At 73.4% G+C, this 14,305-nt stretch carries 16 protein-coding genes; 8 read left to right on the plus strand and 8 right to left on the minus strand.

Features of this window, described 5'->3' with window-relative positions:
* Nucleotides 1-409 precede the first annotated feature (409 nt).
* Nucleotides 410-712 (plus strand): hypothetical protein, encoded by a 303-nt coding sequence (locus tag ACWGH0_RS30045; RefSeq protein ID WP_453407414.1) that lies wholly within the window; start codon nt 410-412, stop codon nt 710-712.
* A 51-nt stretch (nt 713-763) separates the two neighbouring features.
* Here ACWGH0_RS30045 and ACWGH0_RS30050 read toward each other — a convergent pair whose 3' ends face one another.
* Both ACWGH0_RS30050 and mshA read right to left on the minus strand, forming a co-directional pair.
* Nucleotides 764-1,249 carry a YbjN domain-containing protein gene (locus ACWGH0_RS30050; protein ID WP_453407415.1) on the minus strand — a complete coding sequence of 162 codons (486 nt, stop codon included), beginning with the start codon at nt 1,247-1,249 and terminating at the stop codon, nt 764-766.
* Nucleotides 1,242-2,588, minus strand: coding sequence for a D-inositol-3-phosphate glycosyltransferase (gene mshA, locus ACWGH0_RS30055; protein ID WP_453407416.1), 1,347 nt, complete (start codon nt 2,586-2,588; stop codon nt 1,242-1,244). The genes ACWGH0_RS30050 and mshA overlap by 8 nt, the downstream gene beginning before the upstream one ends.
* A gap of 163 nt (nt 2,589-2,751) precedes the next feature.
* Here mshA and ACWGH0_RS30060 point away from each other — a divergent pair, with 163 nt between their 5' ends.
* The 3 genes from ACWGH0_RS30060 to ACWGH0_RS30070 all read left to right on the plus strand — a co-directional run bounded on the left by ACWGH0_RS30060 (nt 2,752) and on the right by ACWGH0_RS30070 (nt 6,379).
* A complete protein-coding gene (locus ACWGH0_RS30060; protein WP_453407417.1) occupies nt 2,752-3,558 on the plus strand; it encodes a class I SAM-dependent methyltransferase in 807 nt (268 codons plus the stop codon).
* A gap of 185 nt (nt 3,559-3,743) precedes the next feature.
* Nucleotides 3,744-4,784, plus strand: a complete 1,041-nt coding sequence (locus ACWGH0_RS30065) for an NlpC/P60 family protein (RefSeq protein WP_453407418.1) — start codon at nt 3,744-3,746, stop codon at nt 4,782-4,784.
* A 248-nt stretch (nt 4,785-5,032) separates the two neighbouring features.
* Nucleotides 5,033-6,379 (plus strand): PP2C family protein-serine/threonine phosphatase, encoded by a 1,347-nt coding sequence (locus ACWGH0_RS30070; RefSeq protein WP_453407419.1) that lies wholly within the window; start codon nt 5,033-5,035, stop codon nt 6,377-6,379.
* Nucleotides 6,380-6,527: 148 nt separating this feature from the next.
* Here the strand turns inward: ACWGH0_RS30070 and ACWGH0_RS30075 are convergent, their stop codons facing one another.
* The 3 genes from ACWGH0_RS30075 to ACWGH0_RS30085 all read right to left on the minus strand — a co-directional run bounded on the left by ACWGH0_RS30075 (nt 6,528) and on the right by ACWGH0_RS30085 (nt 8,061).
* Complete coding sequence (locus ACWGH0_RS30075; protein WP_453407420.1) at nt 6,528-6,872, minus strand: DUF2516 family protein; 345 nt, start codon at nt 6,870-6,872, stop codon at nt 6,528-6,530.
* Between the two features lie 114 nt (nt 6,873-6,986).
* Entirely contained in the window at nt 6,987-7,556 is a 570-nt protein-coding gene (locus tag ACWGH0_RS30080) for a hypothetical protein (RefSeq protein ID WP_453407421.1), read from the minus strand.
* Nucleotides 7,557-7,581: 25 nt separating this feature from the next.
* On the minus strand, nt 7,582-8,061 hold the full coding sequence (locus ACWGH0_RS30085) for a helix-turn-helix domain-containing protein (RefSeq protein WP_453407422.1): 480 nt from the start codon (nt 8,059-8,061) through the stop codon (nt 7,582-7,584).
* Nucleotides 8,062-8,258: 197 nt separating this feature from the next.
* Here ACWGH0_RS30085 and ACWGH0_RS30090 point away from each other — a divergent pair, with 197 nt between their 5' ends.
* Nucleotides 8,259-8,870: an SMI1/KNR4 family protein gene (locus tag ACWGH0_RS30090; RefSeq protein ID WP_453407423.1), complete on the plus strand. Its 612-nt coding sequence runs from the start codon at nt 8,259-8,261 to the stop codon at nt 8,868-8,870.
* Nucleotides 8,871-9,024: 154 nt separating this feature from the next.
* Complete coding sequence (locus ACWGH0_RS30095) at nt 9,025-9,624, plus strand: hypothetical protein (RefSeq protein ID WP_453407424.1); 600 nt, start codon at nt 9,025-9,027, stop codon at nt 9,622-9,624.
* 50 nt (nt 9,625-9,674) lie between these two features.
* On the opposite strand, the gene ACWGH0_RS30100 is transcribed toward ACWGH0_RS30095, so the two are convergent.
* On the minus strand, nt 9,675-10,178 hold the full coding sequence (locus ACWGH0_RS30100) for a DinB family protein (RefSeq protein ID WP_453407425.1): 504 nt from the start codon (nt 10,176-10,178) through the stop codon (nt 9,675-9,677).
* A gap of 129 nt (nt 10,179-10,307) precedes the next feature.
* Here ACWGH0_RS30100 and ACWGH0_RS30105 point away from each other — a divergent pair, with 129 nt between their 5' ends.
* Together ACWGH0_RS30105 and ACWGH0_RS30110 are read left to right on the plus strand one after the other, a co-directional pair.
* A complete protein-coding gene (locus ACWGH0_RS30105; RefSeq protein ID WP_453407426.1) occupies nt 10,308-10,769 on the plus strand; it encodes a nitroreductase family deazaflavin-dependent oxidoreductase in 462 nt (153 codons plus the stop codon).
* 195 nt (nt 10,770-10,964) lie between these two features.
* Nucleotides 10,965-11,945 carry a zinc-binding dehydrogenase gene (locus ACWGH0_RS30110; RefSeq protein WP_453407427.1) on the plus strand — a complete coding sequence of 327 codons (981 nt, stop codon included), beginning with the start codon at nt 10,965-10,967 and terminating at the stop codon, nt 11,943-11,945.
* A gap of 22 nt (nt 11,946-11,967) precedes the next feature.
* On the opposite strand, the gene ACWGH0_RS30115 is transcribed toward ACWGH0_RS30110, so the two are convergent.
* Nucleotides 11,968-12,708: an HAD family hydrolase gene (locus ACWGH0_RS30115; protein ID WP_453407428.1), complete on the minus strand. Its 741-nt coding sequence runs from the start codon at nt 12,706-12,708 to the stop codon at nt 11,968-11,970.
* 177 nt (nt 12,709-12,885) lie between these two features.
* Nucleotides 12,886-14,127, minus strand: coding sequence for a GNAT family N-acetyltransferase (locus tag ACWGH0_RS30120; protein WP_453407429.1), 1,242 nt, complete (start codon nt 14,125-14,127; stop codon nt 12,886-12,888).
* Between the last annotated feature and the right edge of the window lie 178 nt (nt 14,128-14,305).

A 14,305-nucleotide genomic window follows, 5' to 3' on the forward strand; every position in this document is an offset into this window, starting at 1 on the left:
CACCGCTGCGGACCCTTCGGCGCGGTTGCGTTCAACGCCCTGCGGGGAGCGCCCCGGCACGTCCCCTCCTGCCAACGTGTTGCCGCACGCGGCGGATCGGCCGGCCCTGCCCGGGGCTTCGGGCTCGGTGCCGTGCCCGGGCGTCTCCTCGGGCGTCGAACCTTCGGGCACCGCTGCGGACCCTTCTGCGCGGTTGCGTTCAACGCCCTGCGGGGAGCGCCCCGGCACGTCCCCTCCTGCCAACGTGGTGCCGGTTGTGGGAGGGGGTGGGATGGTGCGACCGATCGGATGCAGGGGGCTCCCCCGTCCGGATGACCCCCTGGCGTGTGCCGCTGACGAGTGCGCGGGGGTGGGGTGAAGTCAGTCCCCGTCAGGCCCCACCCGTCACGTACGTACAGGAGAGCGAAACATGCTTCGTCGCGTCGCGATCACCCTCGCCGGCTTCACCGCCGCCGGGTTCATGGCCGCCGCCCCCGCTGCCGCCATGGACTTCGACGGCGGCCCCCACGACGGCGGCCCCTTCGGCGGTGGCCACTACAGCGACGGCCCCTTCGACAACGACCGCCACGGATGCGAGAACAGCGCCAGCGAGTTCTACCTCAGCAACGTCGGCGGCCCGTACGGCATCACCGAGATCCGCGGCGCCCACGCCTGTGGCCAGAACGGCGACAACGGCTACAACGGGCGCGACAACTTCTACGACGAGGACTGAGCCCGTCGTTGTGTGCGGCCCCGCCTCCGGTTCGGAGGCGGGGCCGTTTCGTCAGCGGGGCCGGGTCAGGTGGCTGAACGCTTCCAGGTTTCTGGTCGACTCGCCCCGCGACACGCGCCACGCGTACTCCTTGCGGATCGCGCTCGCGAAGCCCAGTTCCAGCAGGGTGTTGAAGCTGCCGTCCGCCGCCTCCAGGACGCTGCCCAGCAGGCGGTCGAGTTCGTCGGGGGTCACCGCCGACAGGGGCAGTTTGCCGGCCAGGTAGATGTCGCCGAGGCTGTCGATCGCGTAACTCACGCCGTACAGGCGGAGGTTGCGCTCCAGCAGCCAGCGGTGCACCGCCGCGTCGTTCTCGTCGGGATGGCGGATGACGAAGGCGTTGATGGACAGGGAGTGCCGGCCGACTCTCAGTGAGCACGTGGTGGACAGCTTGCGGGTGCCGGGGAGTTTCACCACGTACGAGCCGGGCTCGGGGCTCTCCCATTCGAGCTCCGCTTCCTTCAGCGTCTTCTCGACGACCTGCTGCGCGTCAGCCATGGTGCGAGCGTACGCGACGGCGGTGCTCGTGCATCGCTGCCGTGTACACGTCGGCGGTGGCGGAAGCGGCCGTGTCCCAGCCGAAGTTCTGCGCGTGGCGGGCGGCCGCCGCGCCCATGCCGTCGACCAGGCCCGGCTCGTCGATGAAGCGCCGCAGCGCACGGGCGTACCCGGCCGGGTCGTGGCCCTCGACGAGGATGCCGGTCTGCCCGTCCCGTACGGCGACGGGCAGGCCCCCGACCGCCGCCGCCACGACCGGCGTGCCGGACGCCTCGGCCTCTATCGCGACCAGGCCGAAGGATTCGCTGTACGAAGGCATGACCAGTGCGGATGCCGCCCGGAACCAGTCCGCCAGGTCGTCCTGGCCGACGGGCGGGCGGAAGCGGACGACGTCGGCGATGCCCAGGCGGGCCGCCAGTTTCTGCAGGCCCTCCGGCTTGGCGAGCCCGCTGCCGCTCGGTCCGCCGACGACCGGCACCACGATCTTCGAGCGCAGCGACGGGTCGCGGTCGAGCAGTACGGCGACCGCGCGCAAGAGGATGTCCGGGGCCTTGAGCGGCTGGATGCGGCCCGCGAAGAGGGGGATGAACGCGTCCTGCGGAAGGCCGAGGCGTTCGCGGGCGGCGGCGCGGCCGTCGGCCGGGCGGAAGCGGTCCAGGTTCACGCCGGGGTGTACGACGGCGATCTTGGCGGGGTCGGCCTCGTAGAAGCGCGCCAGTTCGTCCGCCTCCTCGGCCGTGTTGGCGATGAGCCGGTCGGCCGCCCGTACGATCTGCGTCTCGCCGATGACACGGGCCGCCGGTTCGGGGGTGTCGCCCTCCGCCAGTGCGGCGTTCTTGACCTTGGCCATGGTGTGCATGGCGTGCACGAGGGGGGCGCCCCAGCGGTCGGCGGCGAGCCAGCCGACGTGTCCGGAGAGCCAGTAGTGGGAGTGCACGAGGTCGTAGTAACCGGGGCGCTGACCGGCCCATGCCTGCATCACGCCGTGGGTGAAGGCGCAGAGCTGGGCGGGCAGCTCCTCCTTGGCCAGGCCCTCGTACGGGCCCGCGTCGACGTGGCGGACCAGTACGCCGGGCGCCAGCTCGACGCGGGGCGGCAGGCCGCCCGTGGTCGCCCGGGTGAAGATCTCGACCTCGATGTTGATGGCGGCCAGGCGCTTGGCGAGCTCGACGATGTAGACGTTCATGCCGCCCGCGTCGCCCGTGCCCGGCTGGTGCAGCGGGGAGGTGTGGACGCTCAGCATGGCGATCCGGCGCGGCTTGCGGTGGTGGCCGCCGGGCAGCCGGAGGCGGGGGGGCGTCGCCAGTGTGCCGGCGAGTCGGGAGACGTACTGGCTCACGTCGACGGTTCCTCCTCGCTCTGGGCATGGCGCTGGGAGCGCGCGGATGCGGCCCTCCGTAGGGCGCAAACAGCGGAATGACCCCCTCCAATTTCCGTTTTGCCAAATCATTACTTCAGTTGCTCAACCTTCGCCTGCCCGTGCGGGCGCTTACCCTCGCTTCATGGCCTCCCGCACCTCCCCTTCGCGCCCCGTCGGCGCCGTCACCCGCGGGACCACCAACCCGAACCGCCTGCGCCGCATGGACCGCTGGATCGCCGCCGCGCACGGCCCCGAACTGCGCCGCAGCGCGGACCCCGTCGCGGTCGACCTGGGGTACGGGGCCGCCCCTTGGACCGCCGTGGAACTGCTCGGCCGGCTGCGCACCGCCGCGCCCGCCGCCGAGGTCGTGGGCATCGAGATCGAACCGGCGCGGGTCGCGGCCGCGAAGCCGTACGAGCGCGACGGGCTGGCCTTCCGGCACGGCGGTTTCGAGGTACCCCTGCCCGCCGGACGCCGGCCCGCCCTGATCCGGGCGGCGAACGTGCTGCGCCAGTACGACGAGGGCGAGGTCGCGGCGGTCTGGTCCCGGCTGTGCGGGCGGCTCGCGCCGGGCGGGCTGCTGGTGGAGGGGACCTGCGACGAGATAGGGCGGCGGCACGTGTGGGTGGCGCTGGGGACGGAAGGGCCGCGGACCGTGACGTTCGCGACCCGGCTGGGATCGCTGGATCGGCCCTCCGACCTCGCGGAGCGGCTGCCGAAGGCGCTCATCCACCGCAATGTGCCGGGCGAGCCGGTGCACGCCTTCCTCCGCGACTTCGACCGGGCGTGGGCGGCGGCGGCTCCGTACGCCTCGCTCGGCGCCCGGCAGCGCTGGATCAAGTCCGTGCGCGACCTCTCCGCCGACTGGCCGCTGGCGGACGGGGAGCGGCGGTGGCGTCAGGGCGAAGTCACGGTGAACTGGGCCGCTCTCCGGCCGCGCACCGACTGAAACCGCCCCGGGCCTTCTCGAACGAGTGACCGTGACGGGGAACGCGGCGACCTGCCTGTTCGTCAGAAACCTGTGGGCGGGGGGCCCTGTCGTTTTCACGGACGGCGTGGCAGCATCCATTGGGCCTAAGTTACTGACGGTAAATCACATGCGTGTCGCGTGTGATGTGGGATCCGGGGGAGCTTGTGAACCGACGTCGCAGCGCCGCGACCGCGATCGCGCTGGTCTGCGCCCTGACCGTGCTGGCCGCGCCCGGGCAGGCGTACGCCGATCCGAGCCCGCCGCGGAGTGAGCAGAGGCTCCAGGAGGTACGGGCGGAGATCGACGCGCTCTACCGCAGGGCCGGGGCGGCCACGGACGCGTACAACCTCGCCGAGGAGCGCGCCGACAAGCAGTCGTCCGAGATCGTGAAGCTGGCCAAGGAGATCGTCGAGGGCCAGAAGCGGATCACGGACCTGAAGCGCCGGATCGGGGCCGAGGCCCGCGCCCAGTACCGCAGCGGCGGACTGCCGCCCGAGGCGAAGCTCATGCTCAGCCGCGACCCCCGGCACTTCCTCGACGGGGCCGGGCGGCTGCGCGAGGGGCAGCAGGCGGCCAAGGGGATGCTGGGCGAGCTGTCCCGGACACAGGCCGACCTGGAGGCGTACACCGAGGACGCGACCGCCCAGTGGAAGCGGCTGGAGTCCAGCCGCAAGAAGAAGGAAGCGGCGAAGAAGGAGATCAGGAAGCAGATCGCCGCCGCCGAGAAGCTGGAGTCGACACTGGAGAAGGAGGAGCGCGAGCGGCTCCTCAGGATGGAGCAGGAGGCGCAGTACCGGGCGCAGACCGCCTGGCTCGACTCCGGAGCGCTCGACAGCGCCGCCGGCACGGCGTCCAAGGGCGGCGCGGCCGCGGTCGCCTACGCCACGGCGCAGATCGGCAAGCCGTATGTGTGGGGGGCCGAGGGGCCGGGCTCCTTCGACTGCTCGGGGCTGACGTCGCAGGCGTGGCTCGCGGGCGGGCGCGCCATACCGCGGACGTCGCAGGAGCAGTGGAAGCGGCTGCCCCGGGTCGACGTGAAGGACATGCGGCCCGGCGACCTGATCGTCTACTTCGACGACGCCAGCCACATCGGGATGTACGTGGGCGACGGCGCGATGGTGCACGCGCCCCGTCCCGGCCGGGACGTGACGATCGCGGGGGCCGGTTCGATGCCGATCCTGGGCGTCGTGCGTCCGGACAAGTAGAGCCGGACCGGCGCGGCTGGGCGGAATCGGTCGCGCGCGGGCCGTACGGGTGGCCGGGGGCGTGATGTTCGTCATGACCCGGCACCCCGCCGATACGGCCGGATGCGTTGCGGGAGGCGGCATTTGACCCCGACGGCTTTCCGCTCGGCATTCCGCTCGGGCGCCGGCTACCGCTATGGTCCCCGTTTGGCGGAACGTCGATCGTCGTGCCGCCGCACCCTCGGGGGGAGGGAAGGAACCCGAAACCGATGCCCGTACCCGTACCGCGGCAGCGTGAGAGCACGGCCGTGGAACACGGTCAGGTTCTCCTGCCGAAACAACAGGCCGGGAGCAGCATGGAGACCGCGGCAGCCGCAGCATCCGGAGCGGCCACGGCCCAGGGCGCTCCCGCCTCCCCCGTCGTGTCCGCGAACAGCACCGATCTCACCCTGCTGGTGATCGAGGACGATCCGGCGGGGACGTTCACCGTTCCGTCGCTGCTCGACGCCGCCGGCACCCGTGTCCGTATCCGCACCGCCCGCAACTTCACGGAGGCGGAGCGGCTGCTCACGGACGACGTGCACTGCATCCTGCTCGACCTGGCCCTGCCCGCCCCCTCGTCCGGCGACGGCGAGGACGGGGACCGGCTGGCCGCGCTGCGGCACGTGCTGCGCCTCGCCCCCCGGCACGCCGTTCTCGCGCTGACCGCCGAGACCGACGCCGAGCTGGCCGCCGAGGCGGTGCGCGTCGGCGCGCAGGACTACCTCTTCCGCGACGAGCTCGACGGACGCCAGCTCAGCCGCGCCATCCGGTACGCCGTCGAGCGCAAGCGCGCCGACCGGGCGCAGCACAAGCTCGCGGAGTCGCGGCTGCGCGCCCAGGAGAACGCCCGCCTGGAGCGCGGCCTGCTGCCGACCCCGCTGCTGGAGGGGTCGAACCTGCGCTTCGCGTCCCGCTACCGGCCCGGGCGCTCCCGCGCCCTCCTCGGCGGCGACTTCTACGACGTGGTCCGCACCTCCGACGGCACGGTCCACGCGATGATCGGCGACGTGTGCGGCCACGGCCCGGACGAGGCCGCGCTCGGCGTGGAGCTGCGCATCGCGTGGCGCGCCCTGACGTTCGCGGGGCTGTGCGGCGACGAGCTGCTGTCCACGCTCCAGCAGGTCCTGGAGCACGAGCGGGAGAGCGAGGAGATCTTCGCGACGCTCTGCACCGTCGACATCGCTCCCGACGGGCGGCGGGCCGGCCTGTGCCTGGCCGGTCACCCGTCACCGCTGATCGCCCGCCAGGGCAGGGCCGCGCAGCTGCTTCCGTACGAGGACGGCGGTCCCGCGCTCGGCCTGCTGCCGCGCGCCCGCTGGTCCCGCCGGCAGGTCGAGCTGGGCGGCTCGTGGAGCCTGATGATGTACACCGACGGCCTGATCGAGGGCCGGGTCGGTCCGCCCGGTTCGAAGCAGCGGCTCGGTCAGGACGGCATGGTCGAGATGATCAACCGCCAACTGGACGCCGGACTGCGCGGCGAGGCGCTACTGGAGGCCGCGGTCACCGAGGCCCGTGACCTCAACGGCGGCGAACTGACCGACGACGTGGCGCTGCTGCTCCTCGACCGGGGCTGAGCGCGAGGCGGGGCTTCAAGGCGGCGCGGGCGGCGCGGAGCATCCGGCAGCGGCCGGCCGGGGACCGACGCCGCGGGCATACGCCCGCCGAATGCCGTGGCCCCAGGCGTCCGCCGATGTACGTCCGCGTGCCGGCCCGCCGTGGCCGCTAGCGTCCGCCGTTGTACGGCCCGTACGGACCGTCGCTGCTGCTGCCGCCGCCCTTGCGGCCACCGCCGCCGCCACCCGACACCTGCTTGATCGCGGGCCGTACGTCGACCATGAAGACGATGGTCGCGACCAGGCCGGCGATCTGCAGGAACAGCATCGGGACGAACAGGTTCACGGCGACCGTCACGCCCAGCAGGACCAGCCAGAACACCTTGGTCTGCTTGTCGGTGGCGCGGTACGCGTCCTCACGGGCCATCGCGGCGAAGAACAGCGCCACCACGGCGAGGACGAGCATGGCGAGGTTGAGCAACGACAGCAGAGTGCCGAATGTCGAGAGCAGCATGCTGGACACCGCCTAGAGAGTGGATGTGCGCCTCGCGGCCAAGGTACCCGCACAACGAGCCGGACACCCACAAAGGTGCCCGGCCCGCCGCGGTCGTGGTGCCTGCCCGCCGGCCTACTTCTCGGTGGCCGGGGTGACCTTCTTCGCCGGCGCCTTGCGCGCGGCCGGGGTCTTCTTCGCCGAGGCGGTCTTGGTCTCGGCGGCCTTCGGCTCCTGCGCGCGGGGCTCCGGGTCGGGCTCGACGGCGACGGCGATCTCGTTGATCTCCTCGGCCGCCTCGCCGCGCCACGCCTTCACGCTCTGCTCGCCGTGCTCGGCGACCTTCTCGTACGCCTCGCGCGCCTTGACCGCGTACTCGGCGGCCACGCCGACGCTCCGCAGGGCCAAGTCCTGCGCCTGCTCGGTCAGCTTCTTGAAGTCGGTGTCGAGGGTGCCGAGCACCTCGGTCACCTTCGCCTGGACCGTGGCCTGGGCCTCCTTGGCCTGCGTGGTCACCTTCTCCTGGACGGCCTTCGGGTCGGTGTTGCGTACGGCGTCGATGCGCGCCGGAGCCTCGGCACGCAGCTGCTCGATCAGCGCGGGCACCTTCTTCGCCTTCTGCACGGCGAGGTCCGCGGTGCCGGCGGCGAAGTAGAGGGGAGTCGGGTCGGTGAGGGTCTTGCGCAGGTCATCGGTGATGGCCATGACTGTGGTCCTCCCGGAGCTCAGTTCACTGTGAGGGTGGTGGTGTGGCTGCATCACTGCCGTCGGCCGCGCGGGGACCGCCGGTGACGGCGTCCGTTTCCACGTGCGTCTCGGCGTGCGGTGCGGTGTCCGATGTCGCGTCCGCCGCGTCCGCCGCCTCCGCCGCGTTCTCCTTGCGGAAGGACTCGTAGATCTGGAGCAGCACCTGCTTCTGCCGCTCGTTGATCGACGGGTCGGCGAGGATGACGGCGCGCGTCTCCAGCTCCTCGCGCTCCTGCTCGTCGAGGATGCCGGCCTGGACGTACAGCGTCTCGGCGGAGATGCGCAGCGCCTTCGCGAGCTGCTGGAGGATGTCCGCGCTCGGCTTGCGCAGACCGCGCTCGATCTGGCTGAGGTACGGATTGGACACCCCGGCGGCGTCGGCGAGCTGCCGCAACGACAGCTGCGCGTTGCGCCGCTGCTCGCGCAGGTACCCGCCGAGATTGCCGACGTTGAGTGATGCCATGTCCCGATAGTGCGGCATGGGCGCTAACTTTTGCAAGCGCCCGCTTGCAAAAGTGTGCGCGTGTCCCCCGGACGGCGGCTCACCGCCCACCCGGCCGGGATGTCGGTGCCGTCCGCTTGGATGGGCCCCATGACCGTTCACGACGTGGCCGACGCCCTCCCCGGCATCCCTGCCCCGCGGGACCGGGGATTCCGGTCATGACCTCCGTCGATTCCGCGGTGCGGGCCTCGTGGGAGCGCATCGACGCCTGGTGCGGAAAGCGCCTGCGGCCGACGCCCGTACGGGCTGCTTCGGACGAGCGCAGGCTGCGCGCGATCGAGGCGGAGCTCGCGGTGCCGCTCCCCGCCGGCGTACGCGAATGGTGGGCCCTGGACGGGGTCGGCGCCGACTACTGGATTCCCGGGGCGTTCGCTCCGGTGGATATGGACGAGGCGCTGGAGACGAGGGACATCTGGCTGCTGGTCGCCGAAGAGGAGGGACCGTCGTTCGACGCGCACGGCGAACCGGAAGAGCGCTTCCTGCCCGCGTTCCTGCCGATCGCGATGAACCCCGGCGGCGACGGACTCGTCGTGGACCTGCGGCTCGGCGAGACCCGTGGCGCGGTGTTCCTGTGGGACCACGAGACGTGGGTGCTCGGAGTGCCGTGGTGGGATTCGTTGGCGTCCATGCTCCGGGACATCGCCGACGCTCTCGAAGCGGGAACGCCCGCCCTTCTTCGGCACGCCGCCCTGGGTGGCGGCGAGAGGCCGTGCACGGCCGTCGTGGACGAGGACGGCGGTCTGGCCTGGGAAGCGGCGGCGGACCGCTGAGCGCACCGGAAGGTCCCGGGCGAGCGCCCGTTGCCGGTGGCGGGTGCGGGAGTCCGTCGCGGGCCCATGTACACGGCCCGTCGGGCCTCCAGTACGGTCCCTTGGGCCCCCACCGCCTCCCTCCCCCCATCCACCCCGCCCAGGAACGGTACGCATGACACACGACGCCGGACTGCCCCCGACCGCCCCCGCCTTCGACCACCCGGAGACCCGGCAGGCCTGGCGCCGGGCGCGGCGGCGCGTCGCCGGCGGCCTGGTCGCGCTCCTGCTGCTGACACTCACGGCGCTGGCCCTGGCCGGTCTGTACGCACAGGAGATCCGCGACGCCGGGGCGGGCGTCGTGCCCGCGCTCTTCTGCGGCCTCGTGGTCCCCTGCGCGCTGTACTCCTACGTCGGGTCCCTGCGCCGTCTGCGCCGCATGCGCCACGTGCTGCGCGCCCACCCCTGGCAGCACCGCGAAGGCTGCCGCAAGGAGGCGGGCGTCAGGGACCCGGGCGGCGTGCCCGTGCGGCTGATGACCAGGGAGGGCGGCTGGTCCCGGCAGTTGACGGCCCGTAACCCGCTGCGGTGGAACCGCTGGGACCCGGCGATGGAGCACGGCGTCTGGCTCGCCGGAAGCCCCGCCTCCGGCGCGGTCGTCGCGCTGCCGGGCGGCCGGGGGCTCATGACCCTCGACCGGCGCCCGCGTGACGTCGTGTCACCCCGCCGCCCGGACCGGCGCGACACCGTGGGCAAGGTCACGCGGAAGCCGTGACGGCAGGCGGCGGTACGGCTGGGGGTGGCCGCGCGGTCCCGGCCGCGCGGCTAGGCGCCGGTACGGCCGTCCGCCAGCTCCCGCAGGATGTCGAGGTGGCCGTTGTGGCGGGCGGTCTCCTCGATGAGGTGCAGCAGGATCCACCGCAGGTTCACCCGGCTCCCGTTGCTCCGGGCGCGCTTGGCCTCGGCGTCCAGGTCGTTGTCCTCGACCAGCTTCCGGTAGCGGGCGCTCTGCGCCTTGTACGCCGCCAGCAGATCGGCCAGCGGGATGTCGACGGCGATGCGCATCTCGCGGTCGGGGTCGTCCTCCGTCCAGGGCCCCTCGTCCTCCTCGCCGAGGAACACCACCTGGAACCAGTAGTACTCGACCCAGTGCAGGTGACTGATGAGCCCGCACAGCGTCATCAGCGGTGATCCGGGCAGCGGGGCCCTGCGGGCGTCGTCCTGCGACACGTCGTCGCACTTGGCGCGCGCGGTGGCGCGGACGTAGTCGAGGAAGGTGGCCAGCGAGGCGCGCTCGTCGGGCGTGGGAGGTATGTCGGTTCGTGTCATCGGGGTGAATGTTCTTTCGCCGTACGCCCGTTGTCGAGCGGTTTTGCGCCACCGCGCCCGCCAGGGGCGACCCTGGAAGGTGTCCGGCACCACGACAGGACGGCGATACGGCGAGAAGGAGCGGCACACGTGACACACGAAAACGGCGGTGGCGAGGGCAGCGGCGCGGTGAAACTCAGCCCCACCGGCTGGGTGGCCGAGCAGGCCGAGCTGTACGAGGAGTCCGGCGGCACCAAGGGCACCACCGTGCAGGGCGCGCCCTGCCTGCTGCTGGACTACGTCGGGCGGCGCAGCGGCGCGATCCGCCGCACGGTGCTGATCTACGGGCGCGACGGCGACGACCATCTGGTGGTGGCGTCGAAGGGCGGCTCCGACGAGCACCCCCTGTGGTACCTGAACATCAAGGACAACCCGGACGTGCACCTGCGGGTCGGCCCCGAGCGGTTCCCCGCCCGCGCCGAGACGCTCTCCGCCGAGGAGAAGGCCCGGGTGTGGCCGCTGCTGGTGGACGTGTTCGCGCCGTACGAGAGCTACCAGAAGAAGACGAGCCGCGACATTCCGGTGGTGCGGCTGCGCCGCGCGGACACGTGACCGGCGGGGCCGCCCGGCCCCGGTTCTCTTTCGGACAACCTCGACGCCGTACGCCCGCCCGTCCGACGGCCCGTCCGACGGCCCGTCCGACGGCCCCGGCAGCCCTTGCCGGCGGTGCGGCCCGACGCGCTTGACCTCGACCGCACTTGAGGTCACAGACTCACGGGCACACCGACGAAGTGGGGAGTGCACGGCATGCGCGCGATACAGGTGGCACGGTTCGGCGGACCGGAGGTACTGGTGGAGACCGGTCTGCCGGATCCGGTGGCCGGTCCCGGCGAGGTGGTCGTGGAGGTCTCCGTGATCGACACCATCTACGTCGAGACACAGATCCGGGGCGGCTGGGGCCCGCGGTTCGGCATCGAGCCGCCGTACGTTCCGGGCGGTGCGGCGGCCGGAACGGTCCGCGCGCTCGGTGCGGGCGTGGACCCGGCGTGGGCCGGCCGCCGGGTGGTGGCGGGCCCGGGAACGAGCGGGACGTACGCCGAGCAGGTCGCCGTCCCGGTCGACCGCCTGGTTCCGGTTCCGGACGGCCTCGGCCTGCGGGAGGCCGCCGCGCTGGCGCACGACGGCGTCACCGGCACCGGCATAGCGGAGGCGATCGGCATCCGGGCGGGCGAGCGGGTCCTGATCCTGGGCGCGTCGGGCGGCATGGGCACGCTGCTGGTGCAGATGGCGCACGCGGCGGGGGCGCACGTCGTCGGGGCGGCGCGGGGCAGGCGGAAGCTCGATCTCGTTCGGGAACTGGGCGCCGACGCGGTCGTCGACTACTCCGCCGAGGGCTGGACCGAGCGGGCCCGCGAGGCGCTGGGCGGCACGGGAGCGGACGTGCTGCTGGACGGTGTGGGCGGCGAACTCGGCCTGTCCGCCTTCGCGCTGGTGTCGGACGGGGGCCGCGTCTCGGCGCACGGCGCGCCCAGCGGCGGCTTCGCTCCGATCGACGCCGAGGAGGCGCGGCGGCGCGGGATCACGCTGCGGGGCATCGCCGAGGTCCAGTACGGGGCGCGGGACGTCACCCGGCTGCTGACCGGAGCCCTGGCGGAGGCGGCGGCCGGCCGTCTGCGCCCGGTGGTGGCGGCGACCTTCCCCCTGGCCCGGGCGAAGGAGGCCCACACCGCGATCGAGGCACGCGAGCCGGCGGGCAAGGCACTGCTGACGGTGGAAGGGCGCGGCTGAGGAAACGGTGCCGCCGCCCGGTTCAGGCGCGTGCCGCGGCCCGTACCAGGGCCAGTACCGGGCCCAGGTCACGCACGACCGTGTTCGCCCCCGCCCCGCGCAGTAGTCGTGCGCGGCGGTCGTCGCGCGCGCAGCCGAGGAAACGTACGCCCGCCTCGCGCGCGACGGCCAGGTCCGACAGGTCCTCGCCGATCAGCAGGGCGGCGCCGGGGCCGGCCCCCAGGGCCGCCAGGGCCCGGTCGACGCGGTCCCGGTCCGGTGCGGGGCGGCACGGGTCCGCCGTACGGCCGTACACGTGCGGGGTGAAGCAGCCGGCGAGGCCACGCCCGGCCAGGTACCGCTCCACCGCCGGCGCCGAGTTGTACGACGTGATCGCGAGGGGGACGCCGATCGCGCTCCACGTGCGGATCAGCGGGTCGGCGTACGGCGTGGGCCAGGCCGTGGCGGTGGCGCGCAGCTCCTCGCGGGTGAGCTCGCGTTCCAGGTCGCCCAGCAGGTCGCCGCCGGGGCCGGCGCGGGCCGCCGCGCGCAGGACGGCGTACGGGTCACCGGCGCGTTCGTCCTCCGTCAGTTCCACGGCGTGGCCGTGGCCGCCCAGCCGGCCGGCCAGGCCGTCCGTGACCCGGCGGGCCCGGTCGGCCGCGAACAGCCGGCAGACGGGGCCGTCGAAACCGAAGAGCACGCACGCGGCGCCGGTGACCACTTCCCGCAAGGCCTCGATGGCCGGCGCCGCCGGTCCGGGGTGAGTCGCGTCAGAAGTCACCCGACGAGTGTCGGGGCCGGCGCGCCGGTGTTCCAGAGCGCGTCGGCCCGTGTCGGCCCGTCGACGTGCCGGCGGGCATCCGGCGGCCGGCCTTCACCCCGCACACCGGCCGTCCGGCCCGAGCCCGTCCCGCGCCCCCGCACGCCGGCCGTCCCGCACCCCCGCCCCGCACACCGTTCAGAAGATGTCCGGGCACCACGGCCGCCTCGGCGTGCGGAACACGGCGTCCGCGACGGCGGCGGCGCCCGTCGTCTCCTCCGCGATCCGGCCGAGGGCAGCGAGCCTGACCGCCGACTCGTCGCCCAGGTACAGCGCCCCCAACTCCCGTACGTCCAGCGTCAGATCGGGCGACTGGGCCGAAGGCGCGCAGACCGCCCCGTCGACCGAGGCGTCCAGCCGGAACCGTCCGCCGGACAGCCCCGCCCCGTCGTGCACCTCCAGCACCAGCGAGGCGGGCACGGCGTACGTACGAGCCTCCAGGGCCCGTACGACGTCCAGCAGCCGCACCCACAGGTAGTCCGACTGCGTCACGATCCTCGCGGCCCGCGGATCGGGGAGCAGGAGGGGCAGCAGATCGTCGGCGGCGCGGTGACCCGACCGGACCGTCGTGATCCAGTCGATCGCGCAGAGGAAGTGCCACAGCGCGCGCTCGGCCGCCGGCGACACCGCGATCAGGTCGCTGACGGTCGCCGTGTTGAGCGGCTGCTTGGCGTCGCCCCACTTCTCGTCGGCCCGGTAGACCAGCAGCCCCTCCACCTCGCCGCCCGGCGACCGGTAGACGGCGTAGAACGGCTCGGTCCAGGGTTCGAACGACATCACCACCTGCCCCGTGGCGAGCTGCCACCACCGCTCGTTCCGGTCGACCGCGCCGTGCTGCCGCGCCCGGAAGCGCTCGTGCAGCTCCGGCCCGAGCTTGCGCACGTCGGGCCCGTCGACCAGATCGACCCGGCCCCCGTCGGGCCCGGCCCAGCGCGGGTCGAGCCCCGCACGCGGTACGTCGACCTCCCAGGCGGCGACCGGGGCCGCGGGCCCGAACCCGTACCGCCCGTAGATCGGGTACTCGGCGGCGATCAGCGTCGACAGCACGTCGCCGCGCTCCTTCGCCTCCGCCAGGTCGGCGTTCATCATCCGGCCGAGCAGCCCGCGGCGGCGGTGCGTCGGCGTCACGGTCACGTTCGACACGGCGCTCGCCGGGACGGCCGCGCCGCCGGGCACCGTGAGCAGCTGGGCGAAGGAGCGGTACGTCGCGACGCAGCGCCCGGCGTCGAACGCGCCCCGTACGCGCGGCGAGTACATGTGCGGCAGCCGTTCCGCTGTCTCCTCCGGCGGCAGGGCGGGCGGGCGCAGGAAGCCGGTGGCGAGGGCACGCAGCCAGTCGGGGAACTCGGACTCGGTGATGGGACGGACATCGACACTCATGGGCCCACGCTAGGCACACCGGCCGCCGCCTGTCGCCGCAGTTCACCGTCCGGGGAACGGCCAACTGCGCTGTGCGCCCACGGCGTTCCGCACGCGCGCCGGACGACGCGGGGCGCCGGACCGCCCGTACGCCCCCCACCGGGGCAAAGCACACCCCGGCCCGGCACCGGGAGGCCAC

Source organism: Streptomyces sp. NPDC054887, from assembly GCF_053610585.1.

What these genes read in the sequence shown, in the direction of transcription:
- ACWGH0_RS30085 (WP_453407422.1), bottom strand. Translation starts at nt 8,061, where the DNA reads ATGGCATCACTCAACGTCGGCAATCTCGGCGGGTACCTGCGCGAGCAG.
- ACWGH0_RS30075 (WP_453407420.1), bottom strand. Translation starts at nt 6,872, where the DNA reads ATGCTGCTCTCGACATTCGGCACTCTGCTGTCGTTGCTCAACCTCGCC.
- ACWGH0_RS30045 (WP_453407414.1), top strand. Translation starts at nt 410, where the DNA reads ATGCTTCGTCGCGTCGCGATCACCCTCGCCGGCTTCACCGCCGCCGGG.
- ACWGH0_RS30110 (WP_453407427.1), top strand. Translation starts at nt 10,965, where the DNA reads ATGCGCGCGATACAGGTGGCACGGTTCGGCGGACCGGAGGTACTGGTG.
- ACWGH0_RS30120 (WP_453407429.1), bottom strand. Translation starts at nt 14,127, where the DNA reads ATGAGTGTCGATGTCCGTCCCATCACCGAGTCCGAGTTCCCCGACTGG.
- ACWGH0_RS30100 (WP_453407425.1), bottom strand. Translation starts at nt 10,178, where the DNA reads ATGACACGAACCGACATACCTCCCACGCCCGACGAGCGCGCCTCGCTG.
- ACWGH0_RS30050 (WP_453407415.1), bottom strand. Translation starts at nt 1,249, where the DNA reads ATGGCTGACGCGCAGCAGGTCGTCGAGAAGACGCTGAAGGAAGCGGAG.
- ACWGH0_RS30095 (WP_453407424.1), top strand. Translation starts at nt 9,025, where the DNA reads ATGACACACGACGCCGGACTGCCCCCGACCGCCCCCGCCTTCGACCAC.
- ACWGH0_RS30080 (WP_453407421.1), bottom strand. Translation starts at nt 7,556, where the DNA reads ATGGCCATCACCGATGACCTGCGCAAGACCCTCACCGACCCGACTCCC.
- ACWGH0_RS30070 (WP_453407419.1), top strand. Translation starts at nt 5,033, where the DNA reads ATGCCCGTACCCGTACCGCGGCAGCGTGAGAGCACGGCCGTGGAACAC.
- ACWGH0_RS30060 (WP_453407417.1), top strand. Translation starts at nt 2,752, where the DNA reads ATGGCCTCCCGCACCTCCCCTTCGCGCCCCGTCGGCGCCGTCACCCGC.
- ACWGH0_RS30090 (WP_453407423.1), top strand. Translation starts at nt 8,259, where the DNA reads ATGACCTCCGTCGATTCCGCGGTGCGGGCCTCGTGGGAGCGCATCGAC.